Origin of the sequence: Nocardia sp. CC227C, assembly GCF_030767025.1 — a bacterium.
In the GTDB taxonomy this organism is placed as follows: Bacteria; Actinomycetota; Actinomycetes; order Mycobacteriales; family Mycobacteriaceae; genus Nocardia.
Genome location: NZ_JASITE010000007.1, coordinates 239,605 through 252,834 on the forward strand (window position 1 = coordinate 239,605; position 13,230 = coordinate 252,834).

Annotated in this window: 10 protein-coding genes; 7 read left to right on the forward strand and 3 right to left on the reverse strand. The window is 67.7% G+C overall.

Features of this window, described 5'->3' with window-relative positions; translation table 11 throughout:
- Window positions 1-24: 24 nt before the first annotated feature.
- Window positions 25-714: a potassium channel family protein gene (locus QMO76_RS16695; protein ID WP_306362213.1), complete on the reverse strand. Its 690-nt coding sequence runs from the start codon at window positions 712-714 to the stop codon at window positions 25-27.
- Between the two features lie 50 nt (window positions 715-764).
- On the opposite strand from QMO76_RS16695, the gene QMO76_RS16700 reads away from it, so the two are divergent.
- On the forward strand, window positions 765-1,958 hold the full coding sequence (locus tag QMO76_RS16700) for a low temperature requirement protein A (RefSeq protein ID WP_306362214.1): 1,194 nt from the start codon (window positions 765-767) through the stop codon (window positions 1,956-1,958).
- A gap of 91 nt (window positions 1,959-2,049) precedes the next feature.
- On the opposite strand, the gene QMO76_RS16705 is transcribed toward QMO76_RS16700, so the two are convergent.
- On the reverse strand, window positions 2,050-2,886 hold the full coding sequence (locus QMO76_RS16705; RefSeq protein WP_306362215.1) for a hypothetical protein: 837 nt from the start codon (window positions 2,884-2,886) through the stop codon (window positions 2,050-2,052).
- 248 nt (window positions 2,887-3,134) lie between these two features.
- Between QMO76_RS16705 and QMO76_RS16710 the strand changes: the two genes are divergently transcribed.
- The 4 genes from QMO76_RS16710 to QMO76_RS16725 all read left to right on the forward strand — a co-directional run bounded on the left by QMO76_RS16710 (window position 3,135) and on the right by QMO76_RS16725 (window position 8,039).
- Window positions 3,135-5,138, forward strand: coding sequence for a hypothetical protein (locus QMO76_RS16710; RefSeq protein ID WP_306362216.1), 2,004 nt, complete (start codon window positions 3,135-3,137; stop codon window positions 5,136-5,138).
- Window positions 5,135-6,619: an ABC transporter substrate-binding protein gene (locus tag QMO76_RS16715; protein ID WP_306362217.1), complete on the forward strand. Its 1,485-nt coding sequence runs from the start codon at window positions 5,135-5,137 to the stop codon at window positions 6,617-6,619. Before QMO76_RS16710 ends, QMO76_RS16715 begins: the two co-directional genes overlap by 4 nt.
- 204 nt (window positions 6,620-6,823) lie before the next feature.
- Window positions 6,824-7,081 (forward strand): hypothetical protein, encoded by a 258-nt coding sequence (locus tag QMO76_RS16720; protein WP_306362218.1) that lies wholly within the window; start codon window positions 6,824-6,826, stop codon window positions 7,079-7,081.
- A gap of 151 nt (window positions 7,082-7,232) precedes the next feature.
- Window positions 7,233-8,039 carry a hypothetical protein gene (locus QMO76_RS16725; RefSeq protein WP_306362219.1) on the forward strand — a complete coding sequence of 269 codons (807 nt, stop codon included), beginning with the start codon at window positions 7,233-7,235 and terminating at the stop codon, window positions 8,037-8,039.
- Window positions 8,040-8,823: 784 nt separating this feature from the next.
- Here QMO76_RS16725 and QMO76_RS16730 read toward each other — a convergent pair.
- A complete protein-coding gene (locus tag QMO76_RS16730) occupies window positions 8,824-9,432 on the reverse strand; it encodes a maleylpyruvate isomerase family mycothiol-dependent enzyme (protein ID WP_372342001.1) in 609 nt (202 codons plus the stop codon).
- A gap of 483 nt (window positions 9,433-9,915) precedes the next feature.
- Here QMO76_RS16730 and QMO76_RS16735 point away from each other — a divergent pair, with 483 nt between their 5' ends.
- Both QMO76_RS16735 and QMO76_RS16740 read left to right on the forward strand, forming a co-directional pair.
- The gene (locus tag QMO76_RS16735; RefSeq protein WP_306362221.1) at window positions 9,916-11,010 is read left to right on the forward strand and encodes an AraC family transcriptional regulator ligand-binding domain-containing protein; all 1,095 of its coding nucleotides are present in this window, start codon (window positions 9,916-9,918) and stop codon (window positions 11,008-11,010) included.
- Window positions 11,011-11,856: 846 nt separating this feature from the next.
- The gene (locus QMO76_RS16740; protein WP_306362222.1) at window positions 11,857-13,113 is read left to right on the forward strand and encodes a cytochrome P450; all 1,257 of its coding nucleotides are present in this window, start codon (window positions 11,857-11,859) and stop codon (window positions 13,111-13,113) included.
- The last annotated feature ends 117 nt before the right edge of the window (window positions 13,114-13,230 follow it).

The following is a 13,230-nucleotide window of genomic DNA, read 5'->3' on the forward strand; positions in this document are numbered from 1 at the left end:
GAGCTTGTCGCGCGTGCACTCGCGTCAGCTGTTATCGGTTTTTCCGCTCGACCAGATGCCGACCAGGCGGGCGATCACGATGGTGAGGAAGAGTGTGCCGAGGACGGATTCGAAGGTCGCCAGCGACCTGGCCCACGGGGTGACGGGAAGGATGTCGCCGTAACCGAGAGTCGCGAGGGAGACGTAGCTGTAGTAGACGAGTTGCTGCCACTGTGGCGACTCTCCCGGAGTGACGGGATCGGTGAAGCTGCCGGGGTGCAGTATCTCCATCGCCGCGCACAGTGCGCCGAACAGTCCGCCGAGGACGAGATAGACGATGACCGCGCCCATGATCAGCTCACTACCGACGCGGGAGCCGGCGCGGAAGATGAAGCGTAGCAGCGCCACGATCAGTGCGGACATGAACGACGCCACCGAGAACAGCATGGCGAGCGTGGCGCTCCGGCTGTGCTGATCGATCGAAAACCACGCCGCCAACACGATGAAAACCACACCGAGGACCAGTGTCGGCAGAACGTGCTGGTTGTCGTCACGTACGACCGCGATGCCGAAGAACACCATGCCCGCGTAGAGCAGCATGTACAGAGCGGTCTGCCATTGCCCGTACAGCGTGAACGGATATCCGAACTGCAACGCGACCACGAATGCCAGCAGCAGTGCGGAATTGCGTGGGCGCTGCTCGTCGCGCAACGGTGCGAATCGTCGGCCGACCATGGCGACATCAAATCACCGGATGGTGGCAAATCTGCTGCTATCGTCCGGGTGTGTCCGACGATTCGACAACGCGAGGCGTGCTGCGGCCGCGCGGCGCCCACCCAGGCGTCGGAGCCATCGAACTGTTCTTCGACCTGGTGTACGTCTTCGCCATCATTCAGCTGTCTCATTTCCTGCTCGAGGAACTCACCTGGGAGCAGGCGCTACGTACGGGCGTGCTGTTCGCGGCGGTGTGGTGGGGGTGGAATTACACGGCGTGGGCGATGAACTGGCTCGATCCCGAACATGTCGTGGTGCGCTGCCTGCTCGCGGTACTCATGCTCGCGGCGCTGGTCATGGCGGTGGCGATACCCGAGGCGTTCACCGAGCACGCCGGGCTGTTCGTGGGTGCGTACCTGTTCCTGCAACTCGTGCGCAGCCTCTTCATGGTGTACGCCTTCCGCCGGGATCCGGTGATGCGCCGCAACTACACGCAGTTGCTGGCCTGGAGTGTGATCGCGGGCGCGGTGTGGGTGCTCGGCGCCGTGCTGCCCGACGACGTGCGCCTGATCGTGTGGCTGGTGGCGGTTCTGATCGACTATGCAGCACCGCGATTGGGGTTCTGGCTGCCCGGAGTCGGCGCCTCGGACATGTCGACCTGGCCGCTGGCCGAGGGACATCTGGCGGAACGCAATCGGCTGGTCTTCATCATCGCGCTGGGCGAGTCGATTCTCATCCTGGGCACGACGCTCGGCGGTCTGGACTGGACGCCCGCGGTGACGGCGGCGACGGTCGTCGGCTTCTCGACCATCCTCCTGCTCTGGTGGCTGTATTTCAGCTATCGCCTGGGCAATGCGGAACACGAGGAGGCGCCGACCGTCGAAGCCACCCGGCAGGCACGCGGCGCCTACGCCTACGCGCACGCGCTGATGGTCGGCGGGGCCATCGTGGTCGCGGTCGGTATCGAACTCGTGCTCGCTCACCCCGGCGACCGCGCGGGATGGGCCACGGCGGCGGTGATCCTCGGTGGGCCGGCCATCTACCTGATCGGCAATATCATCTTCAATATGTCGCGCTACGGCCGTACGGCACGATCGCGCATGGTCGCCCTCGCCGCACTGGCCGTACTCCTCCCGATCGCACCGCGGCTTCCGGCCCTGGTCGTGGGCATCCTCGTCCTGGCGGTCCTCGCCGTACTGGGGGCCGCGACCGGCGAATTGCGGTCCCACGACGACGAAGTCGGCATCGGCGACACCGCGCGCTGAGTCGATCGGGACGGCGCGCCGTGGGCGGCGGTGGCATCGGAGCACACCGCCGCTGCCGCTCCAAGCGGCGTGCGTTCGGTCCGAGGGCCGGTCAGAACGCTGTCCGCACGGCGGCGAGCAGGTTTTTGGCGGGTTGGGTCAGCGGACCCAGCGTGTCGGGGGCGAGCGGTGGCATCGCGTCGATCGCGGCGTCGAGCGAGGTGATCGCACTGCCGGTGTCGGGGCCGATAGCGGTGAGTGCGTCCGCCGCTACCGGTGGCGAATCGGTCTGGGGCGCTGGAGTATTGACGACGGGGTCGGCCGTATGGGTGGAACCCGGGTCGGTGCCGGAGCCCAGTTCGCCGCCGATGGTTCCGCCGATAACGGCTCCGCCGACGAGGCCGGCCACATCCACCGGGATGGCTACCGCCAACCCGCCGAGCAGGCAGCCCGCCAGCCCGCCCACCGCAGCACCGACCGGGACGCCCGCGCCGACGGTCGGGAGTCCGCCGATGACGCCACCGGCCACCGCGCCGACGGCCGCGCCCACGCCGCACCCCACGATCTCCAAGGGGAAGACGACGACCTTGCCGATCACCGCGCCGATGACCGCTCCGGTCGCGGTGGAGGCGGCGCGGCGGTCGGACTCGTTGCGGGGGAAGCCGATATCGTCGTAGGCGGTGGCGATCTGCCGCTGCGCATCGTCCAGATAGTGCTGCGCTCGCTCCCGCAGCCCGGGGTCGATGCCCGCGGGCAGGGGGACGGTCCGGGAACCGACCCGCACGTGGTTGGGATCCTGTGCCGGAGCAGATGTCGGATCCGCGTCGAGGCCGGACGCGACGGGCCGGGGGAGCTCCGGATGCTGCGGTGCGGCCGAAGCGACACCGGGGCCGTACGCGAAAAGCGCAGGAACTGCGATCAAGACGGTGTAGGCGCGCAGGTCTGACATCGACACATCCCCTCGATCCGGCGGATCACCGTCGGGCGGATCCGCGTCCGTGACGGCCACGCCGACCGTGATCCTACTCCGAACGCACCGCCCACCAACTCGATTCGCGATGACGTCGCACTCACGATCGTGACGACAGTGTTACGAGTTGACGACGGTGTGCGGCACCGAGCGTTCGGTTCGGCCGTCGTGACTAGCATCGCTGGTACGCATTGATCGGATGAGTTCTGGAGCGGGTGGGGATGGCGATGGAACCACCGCGGCTGTCGGGCACCCGCCCGTTCACCGGGTGGTTTCTGGAACATCTGCTCGCCCGGCCGCAGGGCAATGATATGGATTCTCCGATCGTGATCGCGGTTGGCCCGCGCGGCACCGGAAAGACCGCTCTGCTGAGCGAGATTCGATATCGCTGCCGGGAAATACCGTACGTGTACGTGGATTTCGAGCACCGCGAGGCGGAACCGAGTGAAGTGCTTGGTGAACTGGCGTTCGGGCTGAGCCGCCACCGGTCGCAATTCGGTCGGCTGGCCTTTCCGCGACTGTGGCTGTGCCTGCTGGTCGTCGGCAGCTCGATCCATACCGATGCCGATGATCGTCGGCGTGCTCTCGATGGGCTGCGACAGGTCGTCGCGGGAAGTCCGTCGATCGAACGCAACCTCGGCACGATCACACAACTGGTGGAATTCGCCGGCGAGGTGGCGTCGGGCGGGTCGGGGCTACCGCCCTGGGCTTCGTCGGCCAGCGGGTGGCTGCTGCGCGGTCTGGGTTGGTTCGACCGGCGGCGGTTGCTACGGAACATCGGCAGGCTTCCCGCCATCGAGGGCGGCGCCGAAGACGCCCTGATAGATCTCGCCCGGTGGTCGCACGGCGAAGGCGAAGCCGAGCGAAGCGAGGTCGACACCATCTTCTGCGAGGCGTTCCTCAGCGATCTCCGGCACGCCTACACGGGGCTGAATCGAAGCAGGCGAACACTCAATTGCGTTGTCCTGCTGGACAATGTGCATACGGCCACGGGTCGGAAGTTCCTCTCCGCGCTCGAACGCACCCGATACCGGTCGGATGCGGAGAGTGATCCGATGGTGGTATTCGCGACGAGTCGGGCCTGGCTTCCGCGGTGGAGCGAAGGCTGGCACCATCCGGGCAGCCAGCTGTCTCACGGCCCACGGCATCCACCGACGCATCGGACCGGTGGGCTGCACATGCCCGCGCCGCGGATGCTCACCGATATCGCCACGGACTGGCAGGAGCATAGTGAATCGGCTCTCTGCCCGTGGTCGCCCTGGTACCTGGTCGATCTCGGGCGGTTGGCGCCGGAACAGATCGCCGATGTGGCGGCCGCCCGCGGCTTGCGTCCGGACGCGACCCTCGTCGGTTTCGTGCATCGATTGACCGACGGACATCCCGGTGGCGCGATCGACGTGCTCGGTGCGGCGTCGAACTCCGGCTACCGGGAACAGCCGACGCGGCTGCGGCAGGTCTTGACCCTGCGCGTGCCGCCCGCTCACACCGACTCCGAGCAGCCGCCGCCCACCGTGCTCGAGCAGGCACGCGAGCAGCTGCTGCGGGACTTCGACCCTGCCGCCGAACGCCGCGATCTGGTCACGGCGAGCGCGGCGCACACCATCGACATGCTGTACGAACCGGAGCTGCTGGACTCCGCGCGTCCGGACGCGGCCGCGCTGGTGGAGAAGTTGCGAAACCTGTTGTGGATCCGGGAACAAGCCGGTGCCGGGTTCCGCGTCAATCCCTGGCTGCGTCGAATCCTGTTGACCGAGTTGTCTTCGCGGGCAGCGGACGATCCGCGCGACTGGGTCGGCACCCACTCGATCTGCCGTGACAGCCTCGAGCGGCGGGATCGTGCGGCGGAGGCCCGCTACCACGACCTTGCCCTGGAGAATGTGCCCGCCGTGGTCGCCTACCTGCGCAGGCCCTTCGACGCACCGGGCACCGAGTTCGACGTCGCGGCCGCGACGGCGTGGCTGGCTGATCTGGACCTCATCACCTCCGCGCCGAACCGGCTCGCGACCGATGTCACGCCGATCGACCAGATCCAGCGGATGGTCGGCGAGCCGCACGACGAATTGGGCAGCAGCCTGGGCTGGTTGACCGCGGCGCTCTGGATCGCGAACGATCCGCTCGGCGATCCGGACGCGACCCTGCATGCCATGATCCGCAGCGAGCTCCAGCATTTGGCGATCGGGCGGGGCAGCGGATCCATGGTGCTCTACGAGCGTGCGGAGAGATACCGATGAGCGGTCGAAGCGAACCGATAGTGCCACCGCGGCCGCCGTGGCACCGGTGGGCGTGGATCGGCGGCGCAACCGTGCTGGTGGTGATCGCACTGGTCGCGGCCTTCGTGGTGGTTCCGGCGGTGCGGGAGGCGCTGCGCAGTTGCGGGCCGGGCGTGACGCGCACCGGCGAATCCGGTGAATGCACGGGCGTGACCGACGGCAGTTACGTCTTCGATCCGGAACTCGAACACGTGCAGCGACTGATCCACGCCGAGAACCAGGACGTCGCCCGCCGGGACGAGAATCATGTCAGCGTGGCGGTCCTGCTGCCGATGACGCTGCGCCCGGGGGACACGGTGACCATGCCCTGGGTGCGCCATCAGCTGCAGGGCGCCTACCTCGCCCAGCACACCGCCAATCACGACGTCGGCGCGAGCGGCGGCCGTCCGCTGGTCCGGCTGCTGCTCGCCAATCCCGGTAGCGGACTGCGGGATTGGCGGCGGGTGCTCGGTGAACTGCACCGGCGCACGGACGGCGATCGGATCGTCGCCGTCACCGGAATAGGGCTGAGCACCGAGAACGCCCGCGCGGCAATGGAACAGCTGTCCGAGTCGCGGATGCCCATGTTCGCCTCCACCCTCACCGCGGACGACCTGACGGGTATCCGGGGTTTCGTCCGAGTGTCACCGACCAACTCCACACAGGCGCGCGCCGTCGCGGACTATCTGAAGCCGCAACACCGTACGGCCCTGCTGGTGCAGGACCGAAACCCCCGCGACCATTACCCGCAGACGCTCGCCACCGCGTTCGCCGAGGGCTTCGTCGATGCCGGACACCGGCTCGCGGCCCCGACGGAGTGGTATCTGTCCGACGCCGGCAGCGTCGCCAACACGTTCTCCCTCATGCTGCCCAACATCTGCGCCGCCAAGCCCGATGTGTTGTACTTCGCCGGTCGCGGCGCCCATGCGACGCTGCTGATCAAGGCGCTGGCGGAGCGCCAGTGCAGGGACGTGCCGATGACCGTCGCCACCGCCGACGATCTGTCGCAGTACGCCGCACAGGACGATGCGCTCCGCCGCGCACTGGAGAGCGGTGTCCGGGTCGTCTACACCGGGCTGGCACACCCGCGAGCGTGGCAGGTGCGGCCGGAGGATTTCAGCGCGGGAGCGATGGCCAAGTTCACCGACTCCTGTGATACGTGCTATCCCACCCTGTTTCCGGGGGACTCACTCGACGACGGGGTCGCCATCATCGCCTACGACGCGGTGCAGGCGGCCGCATGGTCGATCCGCAGCGCGGCCGGTGACACCGTGGCCGACGTCGGCGCGACCGATGTATTGCAGGTCATGAACAGGCTGCACGGCCGGTCCGCGATCAGCGGCGCCGGCGGCCCGATCGCCTTCGACGAGGTGGGAAACCCGATAGGCAAGCCGATTCCCGTGCTCGAGCTGCGAGTGGATGCGGGTCCGGGATTCGCGGGGCTGAGCTGGCCCGACAGGTGAGTCGGCCGGGTTACGCACCACGGCCGTGACCCGGTCCGCCTCCGCCACCGAGCTTCGATTCACCCTGATATTCCACAGAACTGGGGCGTGGCGGGTGCTAGCAGACAGCAGTTCATTAGTGCTGCGCGACAACGATATTCGCTCCTACGGCCGAGAGCGTGACAGTGTACGCTACTGAGGTTCGTCAGCTCGAAGGGAAGTTCTGTGCAGCTCGTAGCCGCGCTCGGCGTATCCGCCATCTCCGCTTTCGGATTCGTCCTGGTCGCACCCACCACCGCAACCGCCGCGCCCGCGCGTGCGGCGCAATGCCACGCCTCCTACGACCCGTGCCTGCCCGTCACCAGTGATGTGGATTGCGAGGGCGGCAGCGGCAATGGGCCGGTCTACACCGGGCGGGTTCGCGTGATCGGGCCCGACGAGTACGGCCTCGATCGCGACGGGGACGGCATCGGCTGCGAATAGGGGGCGGAGGTCGCGTCCGCTTCGACTGCGACCGAACTCCAACGGCGAACGGTCACCCGGTCCCGAGGAACTTCCAGCTCATCGCTCCGGCTCGGTAGTCTCTGCCGAATCGCGCTCTGCGTGCGCGGCTTTCGACTCGGCGGTGCAGCCGATGGACGAGAGAGGAAAGTTCGTGCACGACGGCTACGCTGTTCCGCCGAAGGGGTACACGCCGATCCGGGGTTGGCCGCACTCGATGCGTCTGAGCGCGTGGTATGCGGTCTTCGGTGTGGTGCTCGTGGTCGTGGGCGTATTCGCCGGCAGGCCACTGGGCACGACGCTCGCGGCGGTCGGTGTCATGATCGTGCTGGCGTGGATGCTGCCACGTCGAACGACGGTGGAGATGGGTTCGAATCCACCGGTTCTGCGCGCGCAGCGGCTACGCGACCCGCAACTCATCGCGGTGCTGTCGACCGCCGGGGTCGGGGTCGCCTTCCTCGACACGGGGCTGTACGAGGGGGGAGCGCTCTTCGTCGTTGTCGGAGCGGTGCTCGTCGCGCTCACGGCATATGCGATCGTCCAACGGCTGGTGGTGGTGCGTGCTTACTCGATGACGTTCTCCCCGGCGAGTCTGATCATCACCGGCGGGTCGCTGGTACACGAATTCGATTGGGAGGACATCGAAGACGTCGAGCTGATCCGTCGGCCGTGGGCGTCGCGGGAAGCCTCGCTGAAGTTCAGGTGCCGAACGGCCCGGTCCGAGGTGTCCCGCAACGGTCCGATCGAGCGATCCGGCGCGTGGGGCCGACAACTACGCCCGTCCGTCTGGATCATCAACACCGTGAGCTGGTCGGTCGACCCCAACGGCCTGCTGTCGACGGTCCGCTACTTCCTCGACCACCCCGACCGGCGCACGGTCAGCTCCGGGGAACTGGCGGCGATGCTGGAATCGGACGAGCCGGAGTTCGAGCTGTGGTGACCGATCGAGCCGAAGAAGTGCGGTGGTGGAAGCGATCCGAGCGGAGGATCCTCGCAGATCCGCGCATGTTCACGGTCAGCGCGGACGCGTACCGGTGGGCCGAGACGTGGGTGGTAAGTGAGCTGAGAACCCTTCCACTGCACGAGGATTCGTTACAGCGCTGGAGTGTCGCGTTGGGCTTGCCAAACAACCCCTACCGGTTCTCCTTCGAGACGGTGATCAACGCGGTGCTTCGTCGCGCAGTCGGTGACGGGGTCATTGCCGTACCCGAACCGGGGGTTGTCAGGAGCAACGGCAGTTTCCGCGACCCGGTCACCGAAGTGACCATCGGTCTCTCGTTCGGCTTCGTGTCCGAACGTACCGACTGCCTGACCGTTTCCAGCCCTCGGCCCCTGATCTACGCAGATCTCGATGCTCGGCCGGAGCGCGGTGCGGCAGCGGTGGTCGCACTCCTCGATAATGTTTCGGAGATACTGCGCGCGCCTCGCTACCCCATAGGCCCGCTCAGGTGGTCTCCGGGTGGGCACGTTCGTACCAGGTGCACCAACCGCGATGTGCGGCTAGCCTTGCGGGCCGATGGATACGCCGCGCCGCCCACTGCTCTTCCTCGACGTTGACGGCCCGCTCATACCCTTCGGCGCGAAACCCGAAGGCACCCGAGCAAGTTCGTCCGTCCGAGACGAACTCGATATCGTGCTCGCCAGGTCGGCACGTCGCCCCTGAGCGGGGCGACGACGCAGAAGCTGGATTGTCTCGTCTGTGTGGACGTCTGTCCTCGGGGTCGCTAGCCCGCGCAGCGCTCGCGCAGGGTGTCCACGCCGGGGCCGGTGAGGTCGTCGCAGTAGGCGGACCGACCGGCCATCGCCATGGTCAGCGCGAGCGTCGTGCCGCTCACCAGGGGGCCGGTTCCGGTGGCGAACGGGCCGTCGCTGGCTTCCAGGCGGAGTCCCTCGATCGTGCTGCGGCTGGTGACCGTGAAGTCCCGGCTCGCGTAGAAGCGCGCGACCTCGGTGGCTGCTTCGACCGAGGGCTCGCGAGGCATACCCAGCGGGCGGCGGATGTCCTGCGCGTGCACGACCACCTCACCCAGCCAGGCCGCCGTATGCCCCGACGCGGCGGTGGTGCTGGTGACCACCGCCCGGAACCGCGCCAAGGTCTCCGCGGGGGTCGCACCCCGATGCTCGGCCAGCCGCCGCGCATTGTGCTCATCGAAATCGAACCGGACACCGACGACACTGCGCAGCCACCGGAACCGCCCGATACTCGCCGCCGCGGTGAGGTGGGCGACAACCTCCTCCACGGTCCATTCCCCGCACAGCGACCGCTCGGCCCACCGCGCATCGTCCAACTCGGCGAGATCATCGGCCAATGCCGCACGCTCGGCGTGGGCCATGGCCCACAGCTCGTCACGGGTAACCGGCTTCGTCACGCGAGGCAACCTCCTGGTTCGTCGCTGCCGCCAGTCGACAGCGCGGGCGGGACCCATCGACCGCACGGCACGATCGCAGGCCATCGCTGTACCGACGACACGGGCCGCGAAAAGTCATCGGTCGGGTCCCTGCGGCCCGTGCGCGGCACCCTGCACAGGCGGGCCACAGGCACGCCTGCGGCGGAACGGCACTCTTCCAGCACGGTGGGGCGAGAGGTTCGCCCACGCGGATGCTGATCCGGCTGCTCGCGCCCCGGAGGCCGGTCCAGCGGCGGGTGTTGGTGTAGTCGCGCAGGCCACGGGGATACCGCCGGGTCGGCTCGGTGCCATGGCGTTCGATCCGGTACGGCCGCGAGAGCGGGACCGGGATGCGAATTTCCGAACACGGCTCGTACGCCGCGAGTTAGCATGTCGCACCGACCGACTCGACAGGTGCGGAGGTGGGGTGTGGGGACCGATCAGACGCTGTTGCACCGCTTCGTGCTGAATCAGCTGGAGCGAGCGGGACTCGATCGGGAGCGGATGATCCGGGAGTGCGGCGTGCCCGGGTGGGCGTTGTCCGGGGACGGCGTGCACGTTTCCAGCGAGACGTTCTGGCGGTTGTGGGAGATCGGGGCGCGCTGGCTGGACGACCCGGATGTGGCGCTGCGGGTGGCCAGCCGCTACGAGCTGAAGGCAACCCGGCTGTACGACTATCTGTTCGTCAGCGCGCCGACGGTCGGCGCGGGACTGGCGACATGCGGCCCGTATGTCGCCGCGGTGACCACCAACCACCGGTTCGATGTCGTCGACGGTGACCGCGGCCCGACGCTGCGACTCGATATGGTCGACGGCGGGGAACGCGCGCGAGATCACACGCATCTATGGGGATTGACCGCCGTATTGACCCGAGCCCGACGGGTCGTCGCGGCCTCCCTGGACCCGATCGTGGTATCGCTGCGGCAGCGCGCACCCCGTCGCCTGGACCTCTATCGCGAGGTGTTCGGCGACGCCCGGCTCGAATTCGGCGCGGATGCGGACGCGCTGACGTTCCGGGCCGCCGATATGGAATTGCCGCTCACCACCGCCGATCCGGAGCTGGCCGCGGTACTGCGACCACTGGCCGAGGCCCTGCCGCCACCGCCGCCGCTGGCGGCGGCCTGGCCGGAGCGGGTAGCGGTGGCGATCGCGGAAGTGTTCGACAGCGGGGACGTCTCGTTGGAGGCGGTGGCGCGCCGCCTGGCCACCAGCCCGCGCACCCTGCAACGCCGCTTGGCCGAAGCGGGGACGACCTGGCGCCGGGAGCTGGATCGCGCTCGCCATGCCCGCCTCACCGCGGCGGCGGCCGCGGGCCCGCTGAGCCGCAACCGGCAGGCCCGCCTGCTCGGCTACGCGGACGCCGCATCCATGCGCCGCGCGACGCTGCGCTGGGCGGTGGCGAACCGGACGCCTGTGGTCGCCGGGCCGGAACCGCAGCTAGACCCTGAGATGGCTGGCGGCGAGGGTCCAGAACAGCGATGGCGGCATGCCTTCGAGATCCCAGCTCCCGGCGATCGCACGTGAGGTCGCGACCAGCCCCGGCACATCGAAATCATCGCGAGTCGCCGTACCTTTGGCCTCCAAGGCCGTGATCACGTAGGCGACGGCGCTCTCTCGGGTGTGGGGCACGGTATCTCCAATCACATGTCGACGGGCCACGGTGAACCGCTGATGAGGATGTCCTACAACTGATTTCGCTCCAAGATCACAACGGCGCGACGCTGTGCCGCGCGTACCGACTGCCACTGTCGCAGGGGCTCCCGGCGGGCGGCCAGAGCCGAACGCGCCAATCTCCGGCAAACGCGCCAACTCACCGGCGGGGAAGTCCGGTCGAACGCATTCGGTCGTTCTGCATCGTCGGTCATGGTCCGGGCCGCCCGGTGTCGACGGCGCGGCGTGCTGTGTCAATTGCCTGGACATTGCGGTGTTCTACTCGGCCGTCCAGTTTTTGGAGTGTGCCGTGCCTCGCGCACAGGTGGCGGACAAACCGGTTCGGTGGCTCTGGAACCGCTGCTCGGATGCGCGGCGCTACGCGGTGGTGTTGCTAGTCGCTCGTTGGCGGTGCGCGCAGCAGACCTGACCGGTAATATCAATCGTCGTTATTGAAATGCGCTGCAGTCGAAAGAATCTGGTATGCCGTGCCGTCGATCCGGCCCAGCGGCTCGCTCGATCTCGACGGCACGATACGGCACTGCGCAGGGAGGAATCCGCTGTGGCGAGATCGAATCGGCACACGAGCCCGGCAGCGCTGACCGCTCGTCGTCCGGTTTCGGGCACGGGGCAGGTCCGCCGGTAGCTCCCCTGCATCACAGAGGCCACATAGCTCACCTTCCGCTTCCATCCATGCACCCTCGACAGGAGAATCCTGCAGTGCAGCACTTCGTCCACACGGAGCACGACGACACCCCGACCCTGTCGGTCGAGCAGCTCGGACCTCGGGTCCCGCTCTACACACCCGAGTTCGCCGCCGACCCGCATGCCACCTACCGCGAGATGCGTTCGCGATACGGCACTTTGGTGCCGGTCGAAATCTGGCCCGGGATATCGGCCACCCTGGTGATCGGCTATCACACCGCGGTCCGCATCCTCCACGATCCAGAGCACTTCTCCGCTGATCCGCGGCCGTGGCAGAAGACCGTGCCGGCCAACCTGCCGATCATGCCGATGATCGAATGGCGTCCGAACGCGCTGCGCACCAACGGCAACACCGTCAACCACACGCGCTACCGCGAAGCGACCAACGCCGCGCTGGCCGGGGTCAACCTGCACGGACTGCGCGCTCAGGTGGAAAGACACGCGGTGGAGATCATCAACGGCTTCTGCGTCGACGGTTCCGCGGACCTGCTGTCCCAGTACTGCCTGCCGCTGGTGTTCTCGGTGCTCAACGAGATCATCGGCTGCCCACCGGAAATCGGAGAGCAGGTCGCCGCGGCGAGTGCGGCGCTGTTCGAGGGCGTCGACACCGCGACGGTCAACGCCATGCTCGATGCGGCTCTGCTGGAGCTCACCCAGCTCAAACGCCGCGAGCCGGGCGACGACATCGCGACTCGTCTCGTCCAGCACCCGGCGCGGTTGACCGATATCGAGATGATCCACCAACTCGTCACCTGTTACTCCGCAGGGATCGAGATTCCACAGAACCTGATCGCCAACAGCCTGCTGCTGATCCTCTCCGACGCCCAGAGATTCTCCGCCGTCAACGGATTCCCGCCGTCGACGCAGTCGGTGCTCGACGAGATCCTCACCACCGACCCGCCGTTGGCCAACTACTGCCTCACGTATCCGCGGCAGCCGATCATCGTCGACAATGTGTGGCTGCCGGTGGACCAGCCGGTCATCACCAGCATGGCGGCCTGCAACAACAGCCCCGAGGTCAATACCGGCGAGTATGCTGGCAACGGTTGGCATCTGGCCTGGGGCACCGGCCCGCATGCCTGTCCGTCCCATGCGCGCTCCGTCTCGCAACTGATCGCCCGCGACGCCATCGACCAACTCCTCGACGCCCTGCCCGAGCTCGCCCTCGCCGTTCCCGCCGACCAACTCGAGTGGCGGCCGGGTCCCTTCCACCGCGCGCTCGCCGCGCTGCCAGCCGTATTCCCCCCATCGCCGCGTATGCACACCCGGTGACGACCACGCAGCTGAGATAACAACACACAGAATCGTTTTCGACACAGCAGTGCCGGGCCGGCCGACCGTGGTCGGTCCGGAAAGTAGGAACCGTACGTGCAACCCGACAGAATCGGA

What these genes read in the sequence shown, in the direction of transcription:
- QMO76_RS16695 (WP_306362213.1), bottom strand. Translation starts at nt 714, where the DNA reads ATGGTCGGCCGACGATTCGCACCGTTGCGCGACGAGCAGCGCCCACGC.
- QMO76_RS16705 (WP_306362215.1), bottom strand. Translation starts at nt 2,886, where the DNA reads ATGTCAGACCTGCGCGCCTACACCGTCTTGATCGCAGTTCCTGCGCTT.
- QMO76_RS16710 (WP_306362216.1), top strand. Translation starts at nt 3,135, where the DNA reads ATGGAACCACCGCGGCTGTCGGGCACCCGCCCGTTCACCGGGTGGTTT.
- QMO76_RS16715 (WP_306362217.1), top strand. Translation starts at nt 5,135, where the DNA reads ATGAGCGGTCGAAGCGAACCGATAGTGCCACCGCGGCCGCCGTGGCAC.
- QMO76_RS16725 (WP_306362219.1), top strand. Translation starts at nt 7,233, where the DNA reads ATGGACGAGAGAGGAAAGTTCGTGCACGACGGCTACGCTGTTCCGCCG.
- QMO76_RS16730 (WP_372342001.1), bottom strand. Translation starts at nt 9,432, where the DNA reads ATGGCCCACGCCGAGCGTGCGGCATTGGCCGATGATCTCGCCGAGTTG.